The organism is Microcoleus sp. Pol12B3, assembly GCF_036701355.1.
Taxonomy (GTDB): Bacteria; Cyanobacteriota; Cyanobacteriia; order Cyanobacteriales; family Microcoleaceae; genus Microcoleus.
In genome coordinates, this window is sequence record NZ_JAUBQS010000006.1 from 126943 (window position 1) to 151319 (window position 24377).

21 protein-coding genes and 1 pseudogene are annotated in these 24377 nt (G+C 45.1%); 13 read left to right on the forward strand and 9 right to left on the reverse strand.

Features of this window, described 5'->3' with window-relative positions; genetic code table 11:
* The first annotated feature begins 181 nt into the window (after window positions 1-181).
* On the forward strand, window positions 182-1033 hold the full coding sequence (locus QUA53_RS04905) for a hypothetical protein (RefSeq protein ID WP_333094733.1): 852 nt from the start codon (window positions 182-184) through the stop codon (window positions 1031-1033).
* The gene (locus QUA53_RS04910) at window positions 1030-2259 is read left to right on the forward strand and encodes a tetratricopeptide repeat protein (RefSeq protein ID WP_333094734.1); all 1230 of its coding nucleotides are present in this window, start codon (window positions 1030-1032) and stop codon (window positions 2257-2259) included. The genes QUA53_RS04905 and QUA53_RS04910 overlap by 4 nt, the downstream gene beginning before the upstream one ends.
* A gap of 142 nt (window positions 2260-2401) precedes the next feature.
* On the opposite strand, the gene QUA53_RS04915 is transcribed toward QUA53_RS04910, so the two are convergent.
* From QUA53_RS04915 to QUA53_RS04925, 3 genes are all read right to left on the reverse strand, one after another.
* Window positions 2402-3883 carry an S-layer homology domain-containing protein gene (locus QUA53_RS04915; protein ID WP_333094735.1) on the reverse strand — a complete coding sequence of 494 codons (1482 nt, stop codon included), beginning with the start codon at window positions 3881-3883 and terminating at the stop codon, window positions 2402-2404.
* Window positions 3884-4044: 161 nt separating this feature from the next.
* The gene (locus QUA53_RS04920) at window positions 4045-5031 is read right to left on the reverse strand and encodes a DUF6263 family protein (protein WP_333094736.1); all 987 of its coding nucleotides are present in this window, start codon (window positions 5029-5031) and stop codon (window positions 4045-4047) included.
* 4 nt (window positions 5032-5035) lie between these two features.
* Window positions 5036-5725, reverse strand: coding sequence for a polysaccharide deacetylase family protein (locus QUA53_RS04925; RefSeq protein WP_333094737.1), 690 nt, complete (start codon window positions 5723-5725; stop codon window positions 5036-5038).
* Window positions 5726-6325: 600 nt separating this feature from the next.
* Here QUA53_RS04925 and QUA53_RS04930 point away from each other — a divergent pair.
* The 5 genes from QUA53_RS04930 (at window position 6326) to QUA53_RS04950 (ending at window position 10507) form a co-directional block, all read left to right on the forward strand.
* Window positions 6326-7093 (forward strand): ChaB family protein, encoded by a 768-nt coding sequence (locus QUA53_RS04930; RefSeq protein WP_333094739.1) that lies wholly within the window; start codon window positions 6326-6328, stop codon window positions 7091-7093.
* 231 nt (window positions 7094-7324) lie between these two features.
* Window positions 7325-7483 carry a rubredoxin gene (gene rd / locus QUA53_RS04935; protein ID WP_333065750.1) on the forward strand — a complete coding sequence of 53 codons (159 nt, stop codon included), beginning with the start codon at window positions 7325-7327 and terminating at the stop codon, window positions 7481-7483.
* A gap of 12 nt (window positions 7484-7495) precedes the next feature.
* A complete protein-coding gene (locus tag QUA53_RS04940; protein WP_333094740.1) occupies window positions 7496-8773 on the forward strand; it encodes an NAD(P)/FAD-dependent oxidoreductase in 1278 nt (425 codons plus the stop codon).
* Between the two features lie 115 nt (window positions 8774-8888).
* Window positions 8889-9626, forward strand: a complete 738-nt coding sequence (locus QUA53_RS04945) for a hypothetical protein (protein ID WP_333094741.1) — start codon at window positions 8889-8891, stop codon at window positions 9624-9626.
* Window positions 9627-9733: 107 nt separating this feature from the next.
* Complete coding sequence (locus tag QUA53_RS04950; RefSeq protein ID WP_333091598.1) at window positions 9734-10507, forward strand: class II aldolase/adducin family protein; 774 nt, start codon at window positions 9734-9736, stop codon at window positions 10505-10507.
* A 111-nt stretch (window positions 10508-10618) separates the two neighbouring features.
* Here the strand turns inward: QUA53_RS04950 and QUA53_RS04955 are convergent, their stop codons facing one another.
* The 4 genes from QUA53_RS04955 to QUA53_RS04970 all read right to left on the reverse strand — a co-directional run bounded on the left by QUA53_RS04955 (window position 10619) and on the right by QUA53_RS04970 (window position 13308).
* Entirely contained in the window at window positions 10619-11533 is a 915-nt protein-coding gene (locus tag QUA53_RS04955) for an Rpn family recombination-promoting nuclease/putative transposase (RefSeq protein WP_333094809.1), read from the reverse strand.
* 41 nt (window positions 11534-11574) lie between these two features.
* Window positions 11575-12321: a HEAT repeat domain-containing protein gene (locus QUA53_RS04960; RefSeq protein ID WP_333094742.1), complete on the reverse strand. Its 747-nt coding sequence runs from the start codon at window positions 12319-12321 to the stop codon at window positions 11575-11577.
* Window positions 12322-12563: 242 nt separating this feature from the next.
* Window positions 12564-13100 carry a GNAT family N-acetyltransferase gene (locus tag QUA53_RS04965; protein ID WP_333094744.1) on the reverse strand — a complete coding sequence of 179 codons (537 nt, stop codon included), beginning with the start codon at window positions 13098-13100 and terminating at the stop codon, window positions 12564-12566.
* Window positions 13101-13104: 4 nt separating this feature from the next.
* Window positions 13105-13308 (reverse strand): hypothetical protein, encoded by a 204-nt coding sequence (locus QUA53_RS04970; RefSeq protein ID WP_333065740.1) that lies wholly within the window; start codon window positions 13306-13308, stop codon window positions 13105-13107.
* A gap of 136 nt (window positions 13309-13444) precedes the next feature.
* On the opposite strand from QUA53_RS04970, the gene QUA53_RS04975 reads away from it, so the two are divergent.
* On the forward strand, window positions 13445-14806 hold the full coding sequence (locus QUA53_RS04975; protein WP_333094745.1) for a calcium-binding protein: 1362 nt from the start codon (window positions 13445-13447) through the stop codon (window positions 14804-14806).
* 215 nt (window positions 14807-15021) lie between these two features.
* Entirely contained in the window at window positions 15022-16380 is a 1359-nt protein-coding gene (locus QUA53_RS04980; protein ID WP_333094746.1) for a lipase family protein, read from the forward strand.
* Between the two features lie 212 nt (window positions 16381-16592).
* On the opposite strand, the gene QUA53_RS04985 is transcribed toward QUA53_RS04980, so the two are convergent.
* Both QUA53_RS04985 and QUA53_RS04990 read right to left on the reverse strand, forming a co-directional pair.
* The gene (locus QUA53_RS04985; RefSeq protein WP_333094747.1) at window positions 16593-17957 is read right to left on the reverse strand and encodes an MFS transporter; all 1365 of its coding nucleotides are present in this window, start codon (window positions 17955-17957) and stop codon (window positions 16593-16595) included.
* Window positions 17958-18085: 128 nt separating this feature from the next.
* Window positions 18086-20155 (reverse strand): Eco57I restriction-modification methylase domain-containing protein, encoded by a 2070-nt coding sequence (locus tag QUA53_RS04990; RefSeq protein WP_333094748.1) that lies wholly within the window; start codon window positions 20153-20155, stop codon window positions 18086-18088.
* A gap of 201 nt (window positions 20156-20356) precedes the next feature.
* Between QUA53_RS04990 and QUA53_RS04995 the strand changes: the two genes are divergently transcribed.
* The 4 genes and pseudogenes from QUA53_RS04995 (at window position 20357) to QUA53_RS05010 (ending at window position 24353) form a co-directional block, all read left to right on the forward strand.
* The gene (locus QUA53_RS04995) at window positions 20357-21724 is read left to right on the forward strand and encodes an AAA family ATPase (protein ID WP_333094749.1); all 1368 of its coding nucleotides are present in this window, start codon (window positions 20357-20359) and stop codon (window positions 21722-21724) included.
* The gene (locus QUA53_RS05000) at window positions 21717-22499 is read left to right on the forward strand and encodes a hypothetical protein (RefSeq protein WP_333094750.1); all 783 of its coding nucleotides are present in this window, start codon (window positions 21717-21719) and stop codon (window positions 22497-22499) included. The genes QUA53_RS04995 and QUA53_RS05000 overlap by 8 nt, the downstream gene beginning before the upstream one ends.
* 4 nt (window positions 22500-22503) lie before the next feature.
* A pseudogene (locus QUA53_RS05005) lies at window positions 22504-22644 on the forward strand (alpha-E domain-containing protein); the annotation flags it as partial.
* Between the two features lie 92 nt (window positions 22645-22736).
* A complete protein-coding gene (locus QUA53_RS05010; protein WP_333094751.1) occupies window positions 22737-24353 on the forward strand; it encodes a family 10 glycosylhydrolase in 1617 nt (538 codons plus the stop codon).
* Window positions 24354-24377: the final 24 nt, after the last annotated feature.

Genomic DNA, 24377 nt, shown 5'->3' on the forward strand with positions numbered 1-24377 from the left:
AGGGTGTGCACTGCACACCTTACATATATAAGTAGCACGTCAAACCACTTTTTACCTAAGTCGTGAAACGGAAAAGAAAGAACTTGCATTTCTTACTACGAACGGGAAATTCAAGAAAAAGGACTTGCATTCCTTACTACAACCGGCATTTGCGATCTGGGCGATTAATACATATTAAATAATGTCCACTCTCCGTCAAAGTATAGTAATTTATCGCTACCAAAATCTGGAGTCAGAAACTACACAGAAAGAGTTCCCAACTAGAGTGTGGCTGAGTTCGGGCACGCAGCTAGCTTTTGACAGCGTACCCGATCGCATTCAGTATTGCGAAGGGGCTTTTATGCCAAAAGAACCTTGGAGGGAACCAACACCGGCAGAGTCTGCACTGCTTTGGGTTCATGAACCCCCACCGCACTATTTGGGTGTAGGAATTGTGCGTTTACCGCCGGATATTTTAGCTTTGTTTGCTGCTGCCGGTATCGCTTCCCTAACAACTCCGCTACAGGTTGCTGAGTTTAAATCAGAGGAAAAATGCCTACAGGCACTCGATAAATTAATTGAGTATTTTCAGCCTTTTTGTCTGTCGGATGCGCCGCCGATTATTAACGGTATGGGAGGCAGGCAGCCGGGATTGAGTACGGCAACAATTGATAATAAACGCGGTTGCCGCAATGGTTTGCATACTGATAATTGGGACGGGTTGCCGCTGGCGAAAAAGCAGGAGGCTACTAATCGAATTTGCGTGAATTTAGGTCGGGACAGCCGTTACTTTTTGTTTGTGAATTTGACTGAAATTGATATTTTTGAAATGCTGGGATGTCCTGATTCTGATATTGGAAAACCTTGGACGCGACAGTTAACCAATGAGTTTATGCAGCGCTATCCAGAATATCCCGTCGTGAAGCTGAGAATTGCACCGGGCGAGGCTTATATTGCACCGACTGAAAATATGATTCACGATGCTTCTACAGCAGAAATGAAGCACTTGGATGTTAAGGTGATGATGCGCGGTTATTACAGGATTCCAGCATGAGTTTGGCCGTTAGCGAAGCCTTCGGAGAGGATCGCACTTTTACAGATAGTTGTAGAGATAGTTTGGAGGATGAGGGAAAATTGCAAGAGTCGATCGCCCTTTACGAAAAATTGATCGCCCAAAACCCCAATTCGCCCTCAGCCTACCACAATTTGGGAAAAGCGCTGCAACAAAACGGGCAAATTGCAGAAGCTGTCGCCTGTCACCAAAAAGCCATTCTCCTACAACCAAACTTTACTGCTGCTTACTTCCCCTTGCTGTACGCGCCGCTGCCTAAAGATTCTCCTCTGACTGACAGCCTGGTTGCTGTTTACCGCGAAGTTATCGAGATTTTGCCAAATTTTCCATTAGCTTACATTAACTTAGCTGTAGCGCTGAGCAAGCAGGGAAAAATTCAGGAGTCGATCGCGCTTTTTCAAACCGCAGTCCGCTTGCAAACAGTCGCATCTCGCCCGGAACTGTCGCAAGTAGAATGGAATTGGGCAAAAGCGCGATCGCCGGATTTCATTATCATCGGTTCTCCCCGTTGCGGCACAACTTCTCTCTACAAATATATCACTTCGCACCCTCAGATTTTACCTGCTGCCAATAAAGAAATTTGTTTTTTTTCAGAACATTTCAACAAAGGAATAGCTTGGTATCAATCGCATTTCCCGCCGACAATAGACGCGCATCATTTTTTGACAGGAGAAGCAACTCCGACTTATCTGACTCACCCGCTGGCTGCGGAAAGGTTGCACGGTTGTTTGCCCAAAGTTAAGCTGATTGTGATTTTGAGAAATCCGGTCGATCGGGCTTTTTCTCACTATCAAATGCTGGTGAGACGCGGTACGGAACGCAGAAGTTTTGAAAAGGCGATCGATTCCGAGTTGCAATTGCTTGATGGCGCAACCGAAACAAACTTAGAAGATCAAAATCCTGGGAAAGATTGTCATTATATTTATAAGAGTCTTTATGCTGGCAGTCTCAAAGAGTGGATGAAACTTTTTCCCTGGGAACAGTTTTTGATTTTGCAGAGTGAAGAATTTTATGCCGATCCGGCTGCGACAATCAAACAAGTTTTTGAGTTTTTAGATGTGCCAGATTTTCAACTGGGGAATTATCAAAAGTACAACGGTGGTGATTATCAGCCAGCAGATGATTTTGTCAACCAGCGATTGCGCGAGTATTTTCAGCCGCACAATCGGAAATTAGTGGAATATCTGAAGAGAGAATTTTCATGGTAATTACAAAAAACTTATAGGGGCGGGTTTAGCGCGAAATACAAAAGAGGGAACAACTAATCTAGATACCAAATCCGCCCCTACAAACACTATCGGCGTTAATCCGCGTTAATCGGCTTAAATCTGCGGTTAAAAACCTCCAAATCTACTTACTGGCATAACCCGTACTTACCAAAAACTCCCGTAACTGCCCAAAGAACTGAGTGCGATCGCGCCCTTGATAAACTCTCTCCAACAACTGCCAACCTTCCGCCTCCTGACCCATGACATACTTGTTCGCCATGAAGGCCGCCAAAACCCCCTTCACCTCCCCATTTTCACTCAAACGCTTGTTAGATTCCAGCCAAAGCTCAGCAGAATTTGTGTATACCTCCACCGGATACTGTTTGCTAACATCTTGCATTTTACCTTGGCGGTACTGCCAAATTTGCAGCGGAAAGCGAGAATCAGCGTAGTTTGTAAAAGCCTCGGAAAATCTGCCGTCCTGACTCTTAAACTCTGGGATATCATTTTTGCCAAAATCGACTATTTCGTAACTTACATTGCCCCAGAAATGCTTGATATGAGTGTATTTGTTAGCTGCCGAGTCGTAGCGGTAAATAAACGAATAATTGCAGCAGCGGACGCCGCTTTTGATTGAGACTAAATCGGCCAGCACTTCCGGTTCCTTGTCGCCGTCTAAATCACGGATTAGTAGCGATAAAAAACGTCCTTCTGATATTTCTTCGTTCGCCCTTTGGTCGGGGTTATCTACTAAAGAACGAGTTGGAATGAGCACTGGTTCTTCTAATAAAGTTTTACCGTTGCGGATAATTCTGATGCGGAGATTTTTTGCATTTTCTGCTTCTTTTATGAAAGAAACTTCCGCCCGAACTTTCCCGGCTTCCGAAATTTCTGTTGTCCTCGGCGGGCCGATATTCGCCGGAACTTGGGCGATATATTGGGCAGGAACTAAGGCAGTTTGGCCGGGTTTGGCGATCGCCTGACAGAAAAAAGTTGCGACTTCGGCGCGAGTAGCATTCCTAGTAGGTTCTAGCTGTTTAACAGCAGGATAATTGACCACAAGTTGTTTTTCTGTGGCGGCGGCGATCGCATTTCTTGCCAGTTCGGGAATTTGCGGCGCATCCTCAAAAGTCGCATCCAAAATCTCAGCCGCCGAGCCCGTAGGTGTATATTTCAAGCCGCTGGTTAAAGCTACCAAAGCCTGCCAGCGGGTAATATTCAAAGTTGGGTTAAAGATACTGCCACTGTATCCAGACATAAAACCCGTCTGATAAGCTTCTCGAATTGCTTTAAAACCCCAGTAATTTGTAGGAATATCTGCAAAGTCGATCGGAGCGCGGACGGTTTTGGCATCGGGAAAAGCCATGCGAACCATCGCCGCAAACTCAGCGCGACTGACGGGGCGATTCGGGCGAAAAGTGCCGTCTTCGTAGTAGCCACTAATGATTTTTTTCTGTGCTAACTCCTCTATGCAAGCTTGCGCCCAATGCTCGTTAACATCCTTAAATTTGGTTTGAGCAAATGCCGGCGCTACATTCAGGCCCGGAAACATTAAATTCCCGATGATTATCCCTAGGGCTACCACTAAACCGATGATAGCTTGCCATCTGTGCGATCGAATCATATAACAGACTCCTCTACTTACAAATTGGCGATCGAAACTTTCGGAAACTTTATATAATATCAGGTATATTAACCCCATTTAATACCAGTTATTAAAAATTTACCGACAACTAAGGACACGGCAATGCCATGACCCTAATTTTTAGACTTGTATAATAAAGCTTATTTCGACTCTAAAGTCATCTCCATCGTCATTTTTGTTGTGATTGTGGATTCTTCTGAACTGCCAGCATTTTTAGCACTCATTTCGCTATTTGAACTAATAGACACAGTAGAGCGAAAAGGATTTAATCTATCCAAGCGCCCTGTAAGTTGTCCTCGACCCTGAGAACTAAAAGATTTTAGGGTTAAGGTAGTTCCAGCAGGCAGTAGGGGAGAGGTAATATTTTGGGGGTTTGCTTGCTGCTCTATACTTACATTCATAGAGGCTACTCCATCTTGCCAGCTAGCCAATTCATAGGTAGTAATCTCATTCACATTAATACCACTGAAATCAGAGGCAGAAGAAACCCGCCATTTAGCTCCTTTTCCCACGGCTTCAGCAGGCAGCGGTGAGGCTAGTTGTTCTAGAGAGTTAGACATTTGTCCAACCATTTGTTTGACGTTGTTGTCAGCTCCTTCGGGTAAAATAATGTCCCCTCCTTTATGAAAACCGCGATTGTCCATGATGAAAGAGCCTTTCACTCCCACCATGTTTTTGAGTGCGGAACGCATGGCATCTCGGGCGGCTGGCGGCATATTTCCAGTATCGCCGGCGATATCTGAGTTAGTATAAGCAAACTCGTAGTGAATATCGCCGTTGGGATCAATTTTAGTGACTTTTGTCTCGAAAGTCATCACCGATGCTGGAATTTTATCTCCAGGCGAAGACCGACCCGATGCGGATATTTCCATATCCATTTTTACGGTCATAACAGTTGTTTCTTTGACATCGATAGCTGGTTTTAAACGCAGTTCTTGTCGTGGTTCCACTCCCGGATTGAGCAGTTCCACGTGCGGGGTTTTTGAGTTGGGGGCAGGCGCAGATACGCCAGGGGCTGGCTGCTGCACTACAAGTGGAGTTTCCGCACTTAGGGAAGCAGGAGAAAGCTCGATCGCCCATCCGGCGCTCGCCAAACAAAGAGATGTAATAAACAGTGTTTTTTTCATTAACTTAATTTCCTGTTACCTGAATGTTGACCTGTTCCCACAGTCGATCGACTGTCACGAATTTGTAACCTTTATACAAAAGTAATGGAATTATTTTATCCGCCGAATCTGCAACATCTTCGCCGCCGCAATAGCCGTCGTGAAGTACAATAATAGATCCGTTTTCAGTTTGCTGGACGACGCGACCAATAACTTTCCTAACCCCCGGCCGCACCCAATCTTCCGGGACGACACTCCACATTACAGGGCGATATTCCCACTGTTGCAATAACTCTAATGTTCGCGGCGTAAAAATGCCGTTGGGCGGCCGCACGTCCAGGATTAATTCTGGGTCTAAACCGCAAGCTTTGGCAATTGCTTTTTGGGTGTCTTCTAAACTTTGTTTGAGTTCGTAGGTTTTGAGTTTGGGAAACGATATATGCTGATAGCCGTGGAGGCCGACCCAGTGTCCGCGATCGTACACTTCTTTAGCCGTTTCTGGATGGCGGTCCACACAAAAACCTAGCCAGAAAAAACTAGCTTTGATGTCGTATTTATCTAAAATTTTTAACAGTTGAGGTGTGTGCTGACGGTGCGGCCCGTCGTCAAATGTGAGGGCAATTTCTCGGCTGTTGATATCTCCCGTCCACAAACATCTGGGAAAAGCAGATTTGAGGATGGGATGAACGACAGGAAACAGGGGTGCTAGTGGCATTGATTAACCTTGTTAAATGCGATCGGGTAGAAATGAAGGTGCGTTACAATAAAATAAAGTTAACTCAATCTAGGTAAAGATGACAACTACCGTTGATATAAAAACGCTAGTTGTCAGCACGCCGGGAACTTGCTCCCGCCACCCGCGCATCGCCAAAAGCCGAATAACCGTAAAAATATTGCTATTGATTTTAATGTTGGGCTAACTCCAGAACTAATCATTGATAAAAAACCGCACTTGACTAAATCACAAACACAAATTTATGGTTTACTAACCTACTCTTAGGCGAATCAAGACAAAATCGACGCGGATATAGCAGCATAACAGGCTGATTTTTAGTGCGGCAAATCTGAAGGAACTATCAAACTCAAACCGTTACAAAAGAATATGCTCAGAATATTTGTAAGCTTATAATAGAGCTGAATAACTATTTGTAATATATGAGCAATCACGCCTTAAAAAATCCCTTAACTCTTTTGATAGAGCCTCAAACTATCTCCCCTTCCTCGACCTCTATCTCGCGGTCGATGTGCTTACCCTACAGTGTCTTCCTATACTGAAAACTAGCAAAACTAATCTACCAACCATCAAGGAGGAACAATGACCGAGGAATATTTAGCCGAACGAACAGTTTCAGCCGTATTTAAGGAAGAAGAACAATTAGACGGTGTAATTCGGCGGTTGCTCGATCGCGGAGTTTCCCGCGACCACATCTCAGTCATGGGAAAAAACTTTCAGTCTAAAACTAGAATTGCCGGCTTTCTTACTAAAAAAAATGTGATTTTAGGCGGTCTGCGAAGCGGGGCGATTTTTGGTTCGTTATTCGGTTCTTTTTTGGGTTTGCTAACTGGCGTCGGCGTGCTGTTTATTCCCTTTGTCGGTGCAGTAGTATCGGCGGGCCCGCTGGGTGCTGTACTGTTGGGTGCAGCTAGCGGTGCGATCGCAGGTTCGGCCGGTGCGGGTCTAGTTTCCGCTTTAGTCGCTTTGGGAATGCCCGAAGACAAAGCAACTATCTATCAAACCCGCGTTGAAGCAGGCGAATTTCTCGTGATGGCAGAAGTTCCCGCAGATAAATCGGGCGAATTTCAACTCTTGCTAGAAAGTGCAGGTGGCCAAGAAGTTTCAGTTAGCGAAATGACGCTGCCGCGCGCCGTCAAAGGTCGCTGCAATAGTCCGGCAGACTTGTCTCCAGAAGTGCGCTCGCACCTGTCGGAAGCTGCTCAAAAAACCTTTATGGAATCCTACAACGCCGCATTTGACGAAACCAACGACTCGATACAAGCGGAACACACCGCTTGGAACGCCATTCATCAGCAGTACGAAGAAGATGAAAACGGCGTTTGGACTAAGCCTTTAGCGAAAGTCTAGTCTTGCAATCGCAGTAAACTAATAAAAAATACAATCAAGCCTCTAGAACGGCCGTTCTGGAGGCTTTTACGATTTTAGATTTTAGATTTTAGATTTGAAGATGGTGCAAAACTTAATTCGTAAAGACTTGGGAATTACAGAAAGCCTCATTACTTTTTGAAAGTGGTATTGCACTAGGTTGCGTTGTCAAGTACAATCTATAGGCTTACAATAAAAAATTGAGTTAAGCAAATGCAAAAATACGTTTGTACAGTTTGCAATTACGTCTACGATCCAGCAGAAGGCGACCCCGACGGAGGCATAGCTCCCGGTACACCCTTTGAAGATATCCCCGACGATTGGGTTTGTCCCACTTGCGGGGCGGCAAAATCCGATTTTGAACCAGAATAAGCGAGAAAAAATTTGTCCGATCGAATCCTCAAAATTACAGTCATTGGCGGCGGTGCTGCGGGTTTTTTTAGTGCAATTACCTGTGCCAAAACCTACCCGCGGGCCCGCGTGACTTTACTAGAAGCTGGCAGGCAACTCCTGGCAAAAGTTCGCATCTCTGGCGGCGGGCGCTGCAACGTTACTCATGCTTGTTTTGATCCCGGTATTTTAGTGCAGAATTACCCCAGAGGTGGAAAAGCTCTGCGCGGTGCTTTTACTCGATTTCAACCGCGCGATACTGTAGAATGGTTTGCCGGTCACGGCGTGAAGTTGAAAACCGAAGAAGACGGGCGAATGTTTCCGATCACAGACGATTCGGCGACAATTGTTAACTGTTTGATCCGCGCTGCTGAGGATGCAGGCGTGAAAATTCGCACCGGCGATGCAGTAGTTTCTGTAAGGAAATTAACCGGGAATAACGCAGAGGGTGAACAAGGGGATACCGCCCCTAGGTTTGAGATTGAGTTGAAGTCGGGGGAGAGTTTTAAGTGCGATCGCATTCTTCTCGCTACAGGCAGCAATCCGTCGGGTTTTAAGTGGGCAAAAGATTTAGGTAATACTGTAGAACAGCCCGTTCCTTCTCTATTTACTTTTAATATTTCAGACAGCAGAATCAAAGATTTAGCCGGAATTTCTGTTCCTAATGCTAAGGTGAAATTGCCGGCAGCTAAATTAGAACAAAGCGGGCCTTTGCTAATTACTCACTGGGGTTTAAGCGGGCCTGCTGTACTCAAACTTTCGGCTTGGGGTGCGAGATTTTTGCACGATCGTCATTATAAAACATCTGTGCTGATTAATTGGCTTCCCCAGTACAATGCGGAAGTTTTGCGGCAGCAACTGCTAGCGGTTAAGTCGCAGTTGTCCCACCGATTGATTGTCTCTAGCTGTCCGTTTCCGATGCCGCGCCGCCTGTGGGAACGCTTGACAAGTTCGATCGGCATTGATGAGCAAAAACGCTGGGCCGACTTATCTAACAAAACCCTCGATCGCCTCCTGCAAGAACTCGTTCAAGGCGAATATCAGATTGTCGGAAAAGGCGCATTTAAGGAAGAATTCGTCACCTGCGGCGGTGTCAACCTCAAAGAAGTCGATTTTAAGACAATGGAAAGCCGCCGCTGTCCCGGACTTTTCTTTGCGGGCGAAATCTTGGATATCGACGGGGTGACGGGCGGTTTCAACTTCCAAAGTGCCTGGACTACGGCGTGGTTGGCCGGGAACGCGATCGGCAAACCTTCCGATTTTAGATTTTAGATTTTAGATTTTAGATTGGGGAATACTTGCTTTGTAAAGCTTCAGGACTTGCGATCGCGCGATCGGCTTGCCATTATTAAATTTTGTGTTATTTTTGAATTAAGAGGCACAAAATGTGAATGCTGTTGAGCCTGTAGAAGAAATTCGCAGTTTTGCCTCCTTCAACATCGGGGTCAAACACATGAAAAACTTTAAGCTGAAAACCTTAAAATTCCCGAACCACAGTGACAGCCATTTTGACTCACCTTTCATCGAAAAAAATGGCTTGCTGGAACTCAACCCCAAATTTATCACTCCCGAATTTTTAACAGCCTGGACGTTTGAAACACACCTGTACGACGAACAAGTTGCGATCGACCACTTTGTCATCACATTTCCCAGCCGCATCGAACTCGAAAACTACGCCGCATCTTTCCGCCCTTTCGGTGCCAAAACAGTTGAAGGCCCAGACTTGTTCCCGATTAACTTTTGTGCGGCAAACATTAATGTTCCCTCCGACTTGTGGCTGCATTTAATGACCTTATTAATGCCAGCCGGCGGCTTAGTAGTATTAGATGCGCCCCACGCACCGGGCGACCAAACAGACCGCTTCCAGCAAGAAAGAGGATTAGAAGCAGTTCACCACGTAGCGATTCGAGTTGAAAACGTGCAGAATGCTGCTAAGATATGGCAAAATAAAAACTTTAAACCGCTATCAGAGCATCCTCTAAACTCCGGCTCATTAACCCAGTGGTTTCTGCAAAACCCCGCCGGACAAATTCTCGAATTAATAGAACGTCGCCCCGGCAACAACGCTACCTTTGACTGCAAAAACATCGCAGGTTTGCGCCTTAGTGAAGTCGCCAGTCAGTAGGGCAGGCAAGATGCCTGTCCCACAATTCCCAATTATCTCGTTCCCAGTCTCTGACTGGGAATGCCGATTCGGAGGCAGAGCCTCCTGTCTTTTCACTAATAAAATATATGGTTGCAATAAAAATCCCCAAAGTCACCATTCAACCCCCAACATTCAACTCAATTGAAGAAGAACGCCGCCACCGCAAACAGCGTTTAGCCGCCGCATTTCGATTATTTGCCCGCTTCGGATTCAGCGAAGGAATTGCCGGACACATCACCGTCCGCGACCCCGAACACCTAGACCATTTCTGGGTCAATTCTTTTGGAATGCACTTTAGTTTAATTCGAGTCAGCGACCTAATTTTAGTCAACCACAAAGGCGAAGTTGTTGAAGGAAATAAACCCGTAAACGAAGCAGCATTTGCCATTCATTCCCAAGTGCACAGCGCCCGCCCCGACGTAATCGCAGCAGCCCACGCTCATTCTCCCTACGGCAAAAGTTGGTCGAGTTTGGGCCGCCTGCTTGACCCGCTGACGCAAGATGCTTGTTCTTTTTATGAAGACCAAGCTTTATTTGACGATTACACCGGAGTGGTTTTGGAAATCGAAGAAGCTAAACGCATCGCCAAAACTTTAGGTGAGAAAAAAGCTATTATTTTACAAAATCACGGACTGTTAACAGTAGGTCAAACAGTAGATGAAGCGGCTTGGTGGTTTATTGCAATGGAACGTTCTTGTCAAGCGCAGTTAATGGCCGAAGCTGCAGGAAAACCCATTCTCATCAAGCCAGAATGTGCCCGTTTGACACAGCAACAAGTAGGGTCTCACCGCATGGGATGGTTTAGCTTTCAACCGCTTTATGACATGATTGTGCGCCGGGAACCCGACTTATTAGATTAGAAACTCGGCGGTTGAAACCACTATTACACAAACACAGTCCGCCTGCGGCGAATAAAGAATGAAGGGGGTATTAAAGCCTGATTTAGTATCAGGAGTGCAAAAGTTATAAATTCACGCTGAAGCCGATTCCAACCAAGCTATCAAATCCTCTTGACTGGTAAAATCTAACAAAATTTCTCCTAAATCCTCTAATTGTTCGAGAGATAACTGCCGAATGCGAGTTTTAGTTTCTGGTGGGATTTCGCCAGTGCGCCGCGCGAGTAGACAGAGGATTAATGCTGTTTGCCCCTCAATTAGGCCTTCTTGGCGACCTTCTTGCATCCCCTTAATAACAGCACCGCGTTGGTCTTCAAAAAACATTTCCCGCTTTTCTAATTCCTCTAATTCCTTAAGGGTTAAATTAGTTCTGCTGGCGATGGAAAAAGCTGTTTTAATTTCGGGCAGTGATGCAAATTTTTCCGGAATTTCATCGAATAAAGGAGCATTTTTGATAAAATAAATCCAGCTTTGAATTATGTTTTCGACTTTTTCCAGTTCTTGGTTAAACTTGGGCAGTTCGACAAACACTAATTCGATTTCTCTGTTATAATACTCGAAGTTTTCTTGGAGTTCTTTAAATACAAAATGGGTGAGAAATTTTTCTGTATTTTCAAACCGAATAAAATCTGTAATTGTTAAAGCAATTAGAGGATTTAATTTCGAGTATCCTTCCCTGGGTCTGAGTTGAGTTGCGTAGGTTTTGGCCGCATTGTACACTACCCGTTTAGTAAAAGCTTCTACATTTATTACCTGCATTTCGATAATCACAGTTTTGTTGCCTGTAATTTTGGCTTTAACATCCAGGTAAGTGTCTTTTAATCCAGTAACGCTCGGCGCGGCGTAAGGGTCAATAATTTCTAAGTCTTCAATGGTTGGCTGCGCGTCATAGAGCATAGCATTGAGGAAGCTAATCAAAATGTCTTTGCTCTGGGGCGAAGCAAAGATTTTTTTGAAACCAAATTCTGTCTTAGGATTGATGAAATTGATAAGTGGGAATTAGTATGTGGTGTTTAAGTGCGGTAAGGAGATCACAAAAGTCCTTCCATTTCTAAATCTTCAATAATCTGCAATCCGCGCGGGTCGCCGACTCGCAAGAGCGAAGATTTAGCATCTTCCCGCACGCCCATATCTTCATCTTCTTCTAAAGCTTCAATCAGACCATCGATCGCCCCAGCGTACACTATATTATTCGGCAATTCCCGGGCCAGTTGCCCGATCGCCCAAGCGGAATTACTTCGCACAGCAGACACAGCATCTCCCCGCAGCGCTTCAATCAACGGCGGAATCGCAGCAATCACCACAGAGTAACCAACTTTTGCCATTTGACCCAGAGAACTCGCCGCCCACAAACGCACCGCCGAAATATCAGTTTTCAGAGCATCAATTAAAGATGGCAAAGCGCGCTGATCTCTGCAATTTCCCAAGGCCCAAACTACCCCTTTGCGAACGTAACCGTTCCAATCGCGGTTGAGCTGAAGAATCAGCGGTTCCACAGCATCGGGACTCGGATTTCGCCCCAAACCATAAGCCGCGCTCACCCGCACCAAAGGGCAACCGTCTCTCAACAAGTTAATTAAATGCGAAATTGCTCGATCGTCCTGCAGTTCGCAAAAAGCCCGCGCCGCAATCATCCGGTGCTGAGGTTCCGGGGATTCCAGCAAAGGCAGCATTTCCTCGGGATCTGGCAGCGGGGGTTGGGAGTCGTCAAATTGATCCAAAGGGCTTTCCAGTTCCGTGTCAGTATCAAGGGCGTTGGAGTAGTCGTTATTGTTCATAAAAAAACTTTACCGTACTGAGGATGCTCCTGAGCAACTCAGACAACGGTCAACAGCAACTAGGATAATACCAATAAAAGTATCCCGAGGGAGGGCTGAAGGCCTCATGTGGTTCATAGTGAGGACTTCAGTCTTCCTTAAAGTTCGTAGTCAAGACTTAATTTCCCCTAAAGTCACCAAGTTTTTAGCTTATTTCAGTATTAGGACTCTTAGTCTTTACTACAAACAGTACCTTTTATTTTTTAAAGAGACTTGAGCATCGAGACGGAATGACTTTGATAGCCTAATTTTTGATAGAGATTCACCGCCGGCTGATTGCTCAGAAATACTTGCAAACCAATTTGCCGATCGCCCCTTTCGCGCGCCCAATTTTCAGCATGAATAACTAAAGCTGCACCGATCCCCAGACGGCGATGTTCCGGTGCTACGTACAGCAAAAAAATGTGAGCGTAGCGTTCTCCGGTGGTTTGGTCGATCGCATTTCCCAACCACAAACATCCCACAACCGAGTTGAGATTTTGGACTTGAGATTGGGGATTGAGATACTGCGAGCGAAGCACCGGCAAAATTTCTGCCTCTTCCTGGCTGTTTTTCTGGCACTCTACCCACCAAACCGGCGTCTGGTTAGAAAAATACTGCTCGACAGTTTGAGCCAAATGTCCCAATTCCCCATACGGGTAAAGCTCTCGATATGTCCGGTGCATAAACTTTACCAGTTTTGCCTGATCGACTCCAGATCCTGAGCGCAGCCCGTAGCCCGGTATTAATTGAGCAGACATCAGCTCACCGGACACGCAAAGCGGAATAATTTAGCCCCAAGAAAATTGGATTCACTACTGCCGCTTGCTTTTGGGGGATCGCTTCCTCAATCGGTGCCGGGGCTGCCATGTCACCCGGCAAAAAGATGCGAGCACTGACTGCTACCAGAGCCGCGAAAAATACTAATACCGCTATCAATGGAGCAATGTATTGACGAATAATACCCATAACCGCAAAAACTTAATTCTTGAGTTGATATTATCAAGTGTACCATACAAATCTTGTCAGCTATAATGGCTGCCATTGGACAATTAGCTCAAGAAGAGAGCGATCGCAAATACCAACTAACAGAAAATCTAATATTATGAGTGCCTCGCCTGCTGTTTATGAAGCTCTGGCTAAGTCAATTGTTTTTTTGAATCAAAAACCTAACGCGCAAAATGAAGTTTCCAGTTTCCTAGATACTAATGGCTACTATATCGATCGCATATTCGACGACCCAGAAACAAACTTTTATGCGATCGGGTTCGGTTCATCCAATCCCGAAAACCCGCCCGCCCTCGTATTTAAAGGTACAGATTTCATCGACGGCGACGCTATCTTTTCAGACTCGCGGGACATTGGTTTACCTGAATTTGAAAAGAACAAAGATAATATCCAAAACTGGCTCACAGAAATCGGTCAAAATACTGGTAAAAACCCCAACCAATTATTGCCCGATGTCATCGGGCACAGTTGGGGCGGAGCAGTCGCTCAAATTGTAGCAAGCCAATACACATCTCTGACCGGCGATATCTTTACTTTCAACTCTCCGGGAGTTTCAGCGAGTACATTCACCAGTTTTCGGAGAAATCTCAGCAGGGCAGGCAACAAAAATGTCACTCACTACATTGTCAGCGGAGATGTAGTCAGCTTGTTTGGGGAAGCATTTATTCCGGGTAAAGTATTTATCCAAAGTTTTACCGATCCGAGTATTAATCCCTTAACTGTTTTGGCAAAACATCGAACTGAAAATTTGTTAACTACTCCGCCCGTGGGTTTTTTGCAGAGGCAAATTTCCGTAGAACAATTAAACAGTCCCGAATTTGCTTATAACAACGACTCAGATTTTAACGAGTTTATCGCTGCGATGAATTTCGCCCTGCCCAATGTGTCAGTCGCCATCAGAACCAGAGGCGGTGCAGAGAGTTTGAGAACAGCACCAGAATTTTCTTTTGTGCAGTTAATCAGACAAATGCAGTACGGTTTAGCTCCCTTACAACCGAATTATTTATCAGGAGACGCTCGGAACAATACTGCTACCGGCGGCCCCGGAGAGGATACAGTTATCGGCAACGGCGGTAACGATACTCTCAGAGGCAATCGAGGTAATGACAGCATCACCGGTGGTGATGGCGACGATTTCTTGTACGGCGGCAGAGATAACGATTATTTGGAGGGCGGCGACGGAAATGATTTGGTTTCCGGCGAGTTGGGCAACGATTTTTTAATTGGTGGTGCGGGGCGCGATCGCTTTGTATTGGAATCAGGTGGCGGAGCCGATGTGATTTTAGATTTTCAAGACAGTGAAGATTTAATTACACTGTCGAGGGGTCTAACTTTTCCTCAAGTGAGAGTAACCCAAGGTGTTGACGGAGCTTTAATTACTATCCCGATTACTGGGGAAATTCTTGCTACTCTCAGAGGCGTAGTTGCCAGCGATATTACGCGGGTAGATTTTGTATAGCTTTAGGGTGCTCAAAATTTGTATTTTTGGTGGCGCGAAACCTGCATGGGTTTTGTACGGAGATGTTTTTTTTGTATTAAAAAATCTCTATCCATTTGCCCCTAAAAAGCTACTAAAAATGACCAATTAAGATGGTCAATAAACGAAGTTTATAGTAAACTTAGTTAAGTAGGTTAAAAACTAATTCCCCCTCAAACGACAGGAAATAAAAAAATATGCCCTCCTCCCCCGCCGCTTACGAAACTATAGCCAAGCAACTTGCTTACATAGATGACGCTCCCGAATTTCAAACTTTAGTTCAAACAGGCTTGAGTGCTGCTGGCTATCAAATCGATCGCACCTTTGACGATCCCGGGACGGGATTTCACGCGATCGGCTTAATTTCCACCACCCCAGACAAACCGCCCGTTTTAGTATTTCGCGGCACCGACTCGCCCGTAGACGATATTGCCAACGCAGACCCGCGCGGCACAGGTTTCAACCAATTTGAAGCCAACAAACAAGCGTTAGGAAATTGGTTGACCCAAATCAGTCAAGACACAGCAAAAAACCCCAGTCGCTTGCCACCAGACATTCTCGGACACAGCTTAGGCGGCGCCATAACGCAACTAGCCGCGACCGAATTTACATCTACTATTGGAGATGTTGTCACCTTCAATTCTCCCGGAGTTGCTCAGAGTACAGTCAATACATTCAAGCAGAAAGTCGGCGCCAGAAAAAATGTAACTCACTACATAGTTAGCGGCGATTTTGTGAGTTTGGGAGGAGAAGCTTTTATCCCCGGGAAAGTAGTTCTTCAAAAATTTACTGACCCGATTATCAACCCGCTACTGGTCTTGGACAAGCACACGCAAAGCGGTTTGTTAACCGATCCTCCTCCCGGCTTGACTCAGACAGAAATTTCTGTAGACCAGTTGAGCAGCCCTAATTTCACTTTCACAGATTCCGATTATTTAGAGCTGTTAGCTGGCTTAGACTTTACACTGCCCGCCTTGGGAACATCGCTGGAATCCCGCAGCAGTTTAGAGAAATTAAGAACCACTCCGGGAACCTCCTTTTTAGCAAACGTTGTGGCAATGCAAACTGCTCTGGATGTCTCCCAAATTAATAATTTAGTAGGCGACGATGCTAACAATACCGCATCAGGTTTCGCAGGGGACGATATTATCACTGGCAATGGGGGAGACGACACCCTCAGCGGCAACAAAGGCAACGATATTATCAGCGGTGGCAGCGCCAACGATCTGCTATTAGGCGGCAAAGGGGATGACAATTTGAGCGGGGGAGAAGGAAACGATACACTCATTGGTGCAGCGGGTGCGGATCTCTTAATCAGTGGGGCTGGACGCGACGTATTTGTGTTAGGAGTAGGTGCCGGTACAGATACACTTATAGACTTTCAAAAGGGTCAAGATTTAATCGGTTTGAGCGGAGGTTTGAGCTTTAACCAACTGAGAGTTACTCCAGGCGATTTTATAACGACGATCGAAATTGCCAGTAACGGCGAAGTTCTTGCCAGTATTCCCGGCCTTTCAAGTAGTCCCCTAACAGCTAGTGACTTTATTTCAATTTAGTTGGCGGCTGGCAATACAGATATTGGGTAGGGACACAACAATGTTGTGTCCTTATTTTATCTTATGAAGGCACGCACAATTTATACCAGTTAGTGATTAAAAACATCCATATTCTTGTAGGGGCAGGTGCGGTGGAATATCGAAAAAGTAGTGCAGATATTGGTAAACCCACCCCCGCCCGAATCTTATAGTTATAGCGACCGGACTTGATATTAATCGAAATCGTCCAGTCCAGGTCGGGGCATGGATGCTAATTTTTTCTCATCTTCTAGGGGCAGAAAGAAAATCGTCAGCATACCGGGAATCACAGCCAGCGCGCTCATCAAAAAATAATTTTGATAGCCGAGATTCGCCTGCAAGTAGCCGCTAAAAACGCCCGGAATCAGCACTCCTGCGGCCATAAAAGCAGTTGTAATTGCATAGTGAGATGCTTCGTATTCAGGGCGGACAGTCCGCATCAAGAAAACTGTATAGGCAGCTACGCCAAGTCCGTAAGTAAATTGCTCGATCGAGTTTACAGCATAAGCCCATTCAATCCCCGGTTGATTGATTGCCAACAGCCAATACAGCACGTTAGTCGAATTTTGCAAAATTGCCGTCGGCCACATCCATTTTTTCAATCCTTGTTTAGCAATCAAATAGCCGCCCAGCAACCCTCCAATTAACAGAAACATTACCCCTAAAGTACCGGATAATAAGCCCATATCCGACGTAGAAACTGCTAATCCTCCTTTCTCTACTTTATCCATCAAAAATGGCGGAGCCATTTTAAACGTCAAGGCATCGCCCAATCGAAAAATCAAGACGTAAGCCACAATCCAACCTATTTTATCTTGCTTAAAATAGGTTTTGAATGCTTCGATAAAGCTGGTTGTTTGTTGGGGGGTGTCGGATTCCATATCGTAATTTCTAGGATAGGGAAGATACCACCGCTGAAAGAGGTATATCAGCACAAACATAATCGCACAAATGCCAAAGGCTGTCGCCCATCCGTAGTTAAGCGCAGACACGCTAAAATCCGAACCGAAAAGTGACAGTGGAATGTTTTGATATATTTTGGTGTCGCCTGTATTTCCGGTGACTAAATGCTGTTCGGCCAGTTTCCCGGCTAAGAACACCAATACACCGCTACCGGCAATGACAGCACCTCTATAAGCCGTGTTGCGAACCCCGACAAACAAGGCTTGCTGGTCTTTATTGAGAGTGTTTAAATAAAATCCGTCAATGGCGATGTCGTGAGTAGCGGACACAAAGGCGATCGCGGTAAAGATAACAAGCGATATAATAATCGGTGCCGGCGTTAATACGCCAAAAGCTAGGAAAGCAAACAGAAAAGCACAAATTATTTCGGTTGTTAAAATCCATTTGCGTTTGGTGGAATACAAATCAACCACTGGGCCCCACAAACCTTTTAAAACCCAGGGAAAAGACAAAAGACTTGTCAATCCGATGAGCTCGTTGCTGGTTCCCATACCTTTCAAAAAAATCACCGACATTAAATTAACGACGGTGTAAGGGAGACCTTGAGCGAAATACAATACTGATACCCACAATCCAGCGTTATGCTTTTTTTCCATTGCAGAGATATTTTACCTAGTTACTTATTTGATTTACTGAGTGCGATCGACAATTCCGGTCAATTAAACCGCTTGCATCACAGTATATGCCATTCCGATGCCAGCGGCTGCCATATAAATTGTGCATTTTAGCATCCTTCGGACTCACAAATATTTCTATTTTTGGAATAACCATGCAAAATTTTTTCTCCTTTAAAATGATCTAGGTAAGCGCGAAGATTCTTGTCCCAATCAAAAGTGCCATAGGTTCGCAGCAGTTCCAAAGCAGTTTCTTCTATCTGGTATGCAGTTTTTGAACTATTCACCGGACATTCGGGACTGTCAGGATTAACAACAATTAAACCTGCATCTAGAAACTGATGTACCGTCAGACGGCGCACAGTTTCCCGCGTATTTGGTGCATATTTTTTACTGTACTCCCGATCCATAAATTCCATAATTGGTGTGATTCCCCGAAGTGGAGATTTTGCCAATTCCCAAGCATCCTTTGGCTTGAGGTCAAGCAAAGCCAGAAGGGTTAAGGCGGAACGTTCGTTAAGCTGATCTTTTGGAAAACCCAGCGCTGCAAGTATTTCTAGAGATTCATCAATACGGTTCTTGATTGTGATTGGGCTATTTTCTAACGGATTTGTCGCGTTAAGCAGTTGTGTCTCGACAAGTTGATCAATCTCCCGCTGTGTAGGAAATATTTCTCCTATTTGAGCGCCAAGTAAAAGTAATTGCTCTACAGTAGGATACTTCAAATTGCGTAAATCCGTAGCATTAACTTGAGTGTGTCCGTTGAACAGTCGAAAAAACGCATCTACCAAACTCGAATTTAGATAAACGGCCAATCCCCGCGCCAGGATGAGGTCTAATCCGCGTCCCTGTTGGTGAAAGTAATTCAAATGGTTCTCAAAACCCACGCTAGAACTATTAATTTTATTGGCATCCCAGACAACTGCAACAATTCGCTTTTTCTCTTCCTTTGAGGAGAAGCGCTTGCTCAAAACATAATGTTCGTTAGGTACGAGGAGTGCAACAGTTTTTTCCGTGACAGCTAAAGCTTGATGCTTTCTCGTGGCTGTGGGATATTCAACACCGCCAGCCCAGAAGTGTGCGGGATAAATCAGCGGAACTGTACCGTTCTCCGGTTTTAGCCGCAAGTCAGAGCGAACACGAAAATCTACAACTTTTCCGGTGGAAACTGTTAAGCCTAATTCCTCTAGGAGGCAAGTAAATTGAGCCATTTGCTCGACTACTTTCTGGCTGACAGAATCCGGTAAAATCCGAATAAATTGCTCGGAATCTTTGGGATTAATTAGGGCGGTGTAGGGCAGTTGGTGAGACAAAACTAGGTCGTCGTCCATGCTGCTGCTTGAGGTAATTAGTACAGTATCTGGCTGTTCTATTTGTTTGGTGGCGCGCACAATGATAGTTTCTTGCAGCACGCCATCATCGCGAAATGGCAACTGTCGGGATTCAAAGATGTGTACTTGGCGTAAAGCCATCATTTGAAGGAATACTTTGCGGAAATCTCGAAAGTATAAACCGTTGCAAAAGCTGCGGGGAGTAATCGATACTAATTCACCGTTTGGTTTGAGCAGGTGAGCAGCAGCAACTGTGAAGCCAGCGTAGAGATTGCTGGTTTCTAGTCCTATAGAACGCAGCAAGGTTCGGGCTTGGGATTTAGCGTCTATCTTGGCATAGGGAGGATTGATAATTGCATGGGTAAATTCCCGCTTTACTGGTTCTGTAAATAGATTGGGCTGCAACATATCGGCGCTGTCTTGAATGAAATCAATGTCGCGAACCTCACAGGTAAAAGATATCCCCAAACGCTGACATTCAATACTGCATAATTCTAAAGTCTGATTGAGGTATTCAATCAAAATAATGTCAATTTCATAAGCTGTAACGTGCAGACTACGCGGTTTGTTTTGGCGCTGACAAAGTTCGCAAACAACGGCTGCTAACAGGGAACCAATACCAGCGCCGGCATCTAAAAGCGATATATCGGGACAGTTAAATTCAAACATTCCCGCCATCAAACTTGCGACTGAGGAAGGTGTTAAAAATTGTCCCTTTTCTCCTCTCTGGCTTTGCTGCAACTTCCGGGTTGCTTCTTGGCGCCAGCCATCTACTCGATCGAGTAAATTGCTTGCAGTTGAGTAGCTGTTACCCGGAAGGGCTAGCGTTTGAAAGTGCGGTACTATCATTTGTTCAAAAAGTGCGATCGCCAGTTCAGTTTATTTTCGCCTAAATTTTCACCCATATGCAAAAAAGTCAAGCGCATTCGACAATATATAACTTTTCCAAAAGTATGTTGACTGTTCATATAGCTAGATCGGGAGGTAGCTAACGATGACACAAACTCAAACCAAGCGTTATGATTTTACTTAAGTATCTAGGTCTAAATCATGACAACTATCAACTGGAATGAAGTTTTAGATAGTATTTCAGAGAATGCAGAAGAGCCAGAAGTCGAAGATAGATTTGTCAAACGCCTTCTAAATGCACTGGGATTCACATCTGATGAGTGGGTACAACAGTTTAAAACAGGGAAGGGCACTGCTGATTTTGCTGCTCGCAAGAATCACGCTGATGATAAATTTTCAGTGGCTAAGATTAACCCATACTTAATCATTGAAGTAAAAGGGAGAGTATCAGGAAAGGCAATCATGAACTTAGCAGAAGGTACTCCCACGTACAAAAAAGCTAAAGAACAGATAACAGGTTATCTTCTTGCTCCTAAGTGCCAAACATCTCAATGGGGTATTATCACTAACTCAACAGATATCCAGCTATTCCGTAAACATGGTAAAATCGTATTGCCTGCTACTGACTGCATGAGGATAACCAAAGATAATATTATTAAAATTATTACTAGAATTAAGAACTTGCTGGAAAACCCACCCAAAGCTTTAACAATTTGCATCTATAATGATAAGGGAGGCGTGGGAAAAACTACCACGACAATCAATTTGGCTGCGATTCTTCGACAACAGCATAAAAAAGTGCTTGTTGTTGACTTCGATCCCCAACAAGGAGATTTAACAGATTCATTAGGCTTACAGGAGGGAAAAGTCAAATTATCTGATTGCCTGCTTCCTGGATCATTGAATGTTAAAGAAACTATTCAACCATTTAATCTGAAGAATAAAGCGGGTCAATTAGTTAAGATGTTTGATGTAATCCCATCTGATTCAGGGTTATCGAAGTTCATGAGTTATGAGTATGAAGCAAAAATTGAGAAAGGTTCAGAACAACTGCGAGATTTACTTAATATTTTTGTTGGCAATTATGATTACATATTAATAGATGCGCCTACAAATTGGACTTTTTTTAGTAAAAGCTCTGTAAGAGCTTCCGATGTAATCCTCATGCCAACAGAACACAATAACTTTTCATCTTTAAAAAATGCTGCTAAAGTGATTAAAGAATTCTTACCTGAAGTTAAGAAGCTGAGGGAGGACGGTGGTCCTATTCCCTTGCCTATCTTTTTCAATAGATACAAAGAAACCGAGGCTTCCAAGAAAAAATCAACTGTAGAAATTAAAGCAATTCTTACAGTTAAAAAAGGTGAAAATTCTTTTCTAGATCCTAATTTGTTACCCTATTATTGGCCTAAATCTACAAAAACGGTGATTGACCCAACTATATTCACTGTTCCCGAATATGAAGTTGTTTCAAGTGCAGCTTTTTCTAGAACACCCGCGGTTTTTCAACACAAGAAGGCTGCTGAATATTACTTAAAATTAGCGAAGGAGTATTTTTTGTATGAGTAATTCTGAGAACATCGGTAAGTTAATGCACTTGAAGTTATCTAAAATTGAGTCAGCAGAACCCTGCTCTGAGTCAGAGTTTATCATTGCCGGAGCCGCCGAAGCCGTATTGCAAGCAGGTAATCGCAATTGGATTCCGATTATCGTTAAAGAAACAGGCGACTATCAGTATCAAGTTGTGAGCAATCACTTTGTCTATGCCGTAGCTCAACAAGCCAAATTAGATTTAGTATGGTGTATTGTCATTGACCCAAAACCATCAAATATTGAACAAGCGAAGATTCTAGCGCGAGAAGCAAATCCCCAAGTCAATCTGAGTACAGCATCAAAAGATACTATTATAGCTGCACTTGAATACTTAGTTAAAGAACAGAAGTGGAAGAATGTAAAACCAGTTGAAGCTGCCAATAAAATTTTAGCTTCTAACCGGGAGCAATGGTCAGATTTTATCCCTCTGACTAAGCTACCATGTGGTTTGAGTAAGGCGAGATTAGATTGTATTACTAAAGTGTTTTCTATATCGCCACCACCACCACCACCGCCACCTCCTGAAGCGGTTAGTGTGAAACGTGCATCAAGAGATGAAATTTTTGATCGCCTCAATTACTTATCAACTAATAAAATAGGCGGCTTTGAAAATATTGATGCCGAAAAAACAGCCGATGCTATCTTCACCGCGAATAAAGGCAAGTGGAAAACCCTCAGTCCAATTTCCAAACTTGAATGCGGCATTGATACAGCCAAAATGAAAATCATTAAAACCCTATTTAGCCTGTAAAACAATGTTAAGTGGTGTAGCGGATTCAATTTACTGGCTCAACCGCTATATTGAAAGATCGGAAAATATCGCCCATTTTGCCGAGGTCAATTTTAATCTCATTCTCGACTCTCCCAGTGGTATTACTCAACTATTTACTGATCTGCCCACTTAATGTACCATTGTGCGAAAATGTCAAGCGGACGCTCAAACCAAAAGTCCTTAAAGGACTGTTAAACGCTCTCTCACACATTTCTGATGCGAAATACCAAAACATTCTTTTTGTCAAGCTTGTTCCTGATTGGCTTAACAATTAGTTTTCTGCTGACTCCTGGTTGGTTCTCAAACTGGTTCCCCTCCCGGGCGATCGCAACTATGCCCCCGCAAACCCAAACCGCCGAATTTCGCGCCTTCTGGGTGGACGCCTTCAACCCCGGCTTCAAAACCCCTCAAGAAGTCACAAAATTGATCGCAGACGCGCAGCGGGCAAATGCCAACGCGATCGTCGCCCAAGTCCGCCGCCGTGGCGATGCCTTTTACACGAGTGCGATCGAACCCCGCACCCTCGATCCCAACGTTCCGGCCGGTTTCGATCCACTGCAAGATGTGATTGACAAAGCCCACGCCGCAGGAATTGAAGTATACGCTTGGATGGTGACGCTGCCAGTGGTTTCGGGCAGCAAACTTCCCGCCGGTCACGTTTGGCAACAACACGGGCCTTCGGCCCCGGGCCGCGACAATTGGGCAATGCTGACTTACGGGGGGGAATCACCCGGTTTCCTCGATCCCGGCCATCCAGACGCCGTAGATTATACTGTTTCCGTCTATTTGGACTTGCTCAAGCGCTACGATGTGGACGGCGTACAGTTGGATTATGTGCGCTACGGTGGGCCGACTTGGGGCTACAATCCGACTGCGATCGCCCGTTTCAATCAGCAAACAGGTCGATCGGGCAAACCCGCACCCACCGATCCCGTGTGGATGCAGTGGCGGCGCGATCAGGTGACAAATTTAGTGCGGAAGCTTTATGTAGAAAGCCTTGCAATCAAACCGCGTGTTAAAATTACCGCCGCCACGATCGCCTGGGGAGACGGCCCGCAAAACGAGACAGGGTGGTATCAAACGCAGCCTTACAAAGAAGTATTGCAAGACTGGCGCGGTTGGCTGGAAGAAGGGATCGTAGACATGGCGATGCCGATGACTTACCAGCGCGAGTACAAACCATCGCAAAAACTCGCTTATGACCACTGGATCGAGTTCGCCAAAGACCACCAGTACAACCGTCAAATTGCGATCGGCCCCGGCAATTACCTCAACTACATCGAAGACACCCTAGGCCAGATTCGTCGCGCCGAACAGCCTTCTGCGAAAGGAAATCACGTCGCAGGTACGGTGCTCTATTCCTACGCTAGCAGCAACGTGTACACGAATGTGGAACTGCGATCGGGCGGTAGCGGTGATTTGCCCCGCCAGCCTTGGAAATACGTTCCCCAAAGCAACGATTTGTTTTATACCGCGCTTTCTGTGCCGAGTCAATACGTTGATGCTGCGACGGGCAAAACCTATGAAACTCAGCCTGTGTGGGCGACAGCAGCAGCCGTTCCCGATATGCCTTGGAAGTCGCGGCCGACTACAGGTGCGATCGCCGGAAATTTGCAGCGGTGCGCTCAAACTTGCGACGGTGCGAGCTTGACATTGCAGTCGATCGATGCTGCAGGAAAGGTGCGTCAACTGCGCGCCGATGGTAAAGGATGGTTTGGGGCGATCGAGCTTTCTCCGGGAACTTATCAGTTGAAAGTTGACGGTAGTCAAATTCAACAAACTGTTAATGTTGTCGCCGGTGAAGTCACAAAAGTGAATTTCGGAGCCTCTTAATATCTTTTTAGGGTGCGCCGAGGT

Coding starts and splice junctions, on each gene's coding strand:
- QUA53_RS04995 (WP_333094749.1), top strand. CDS start 20,357: ATGACAACTATCAACTGGAATGAAGTTTTAGATAGTATTTCAGAGAAT.
- QUA53_RS04950 (WP_333091598.1), top strand. CDS start 9,734: ATGGTTGCAATAAAAATCCCCAAAGTCACCATTCAACCCCCAACATTC.
- QUA53_RS04915 (WP_333094735.1), bottom strand. CDS start 3,883: ATGATTCGATCGCACAGATGGCAAGCTATCATCGGTTTAGTGGTAGCC.
- QUA53_RS04960 (WP_333094742.1), bottom strand. CDS start 12,321: ATGAACAATAACGACTACTCCAACGCCCTTGATACTGACACGGAACTG.
- rd (WP_333065750.1), top strand. CDS start 7,325: ATGCAAAAATACGTTTGTACAGTTTGCAATTACGTCTACGATCCAGCA.
- QUA53_RS04910 (WP_333094734.1), top strand. CDS start 1,030: ATGAGTTTGGCCGTTAGCGAAGCCTTCGGAGAGGATCGCACTTTTACA.
- QUA53_RS04905 (WP_333094733.1), top strand. CDS start 182: ATGTCCACTCTCCGTCAAAGTATAGTAATTTATCGCTACCAAAATCTG.
- QUA53_RS04980 (WP_333094746.1), top strand. CDS start 15,022: ATGCCCTCCTCCCCCGCCGCTTACGAAACTATAGCCAAGCAACTTGCT.
- QUA53_RS04990 (WP_333094748.1), bottom strand. CDS start 20,155: ATGATAGTACCGCACTTTCAAACGCTAGCCCTTCCGGGTAACAGCTAC.
- QUA53_RS04965 (WP_333094744.1), bottom strand. CDS start 13,100: ATGTCTGCTCAATTAATACCGGGCTACGGGCTGCGCTCAGGATCTGGA.
- QUA53_RS05010 (WP_333094751.1), top strand. CDS start 22,737: ATGCGAAATACCAAAACATTCTTTTTGTCAAGCTTGTTCCTGATTGGC.
- QUA53_RS05000 (WP_333094750.1), top strand. CDS start 21,717: ATGAGTAATTCTGAGAACATCGGTAAGTTAATGCACTTGAAGTTATCT.
- QUA53_RS04920 (WP_333094736.1), bottom strand. CDS start 5,031: ATGAAAAAAACACTGTTTATTACATCTCTTTGTTTGGCGAGCGCCGGA.
- QUA53_RS04925 (WP_333094737.1), bottom strand. CDS start 5,725: ATGCCACTAGCACCCCTGTTTCCTGTCGTTCATCCCATCCTCAAATCT.
- QUA53_RS04985 (WP_333094747.1), bottom strand. CDS start 17,957: ATGGAAAAAAAGCATAACGCTGGATTGTGGGTATCAGTATTGTATTTC.
- QUA53_RS04930 (WP_333094739.1), top strand. CDS start 6,326: ATGACCGAGGAATATTTAGCCGAACGAACAGTTTCAGCCGTATTTAAG.
- QUA53_RS04975 (WP_333094745.1), top strand. CDS start 13,445: ATGAGTGCCTCGCCTGCTGTTTATGAAGCTCTGGCTAAGTCAATTGTT.
- QUA53_RS04970 (WP_333065740.1), bottom strand. CDS start 13,308: ATGGGTATTATTCGTCAATACATTGCTCCATTGATAGCGGTATTAGTA.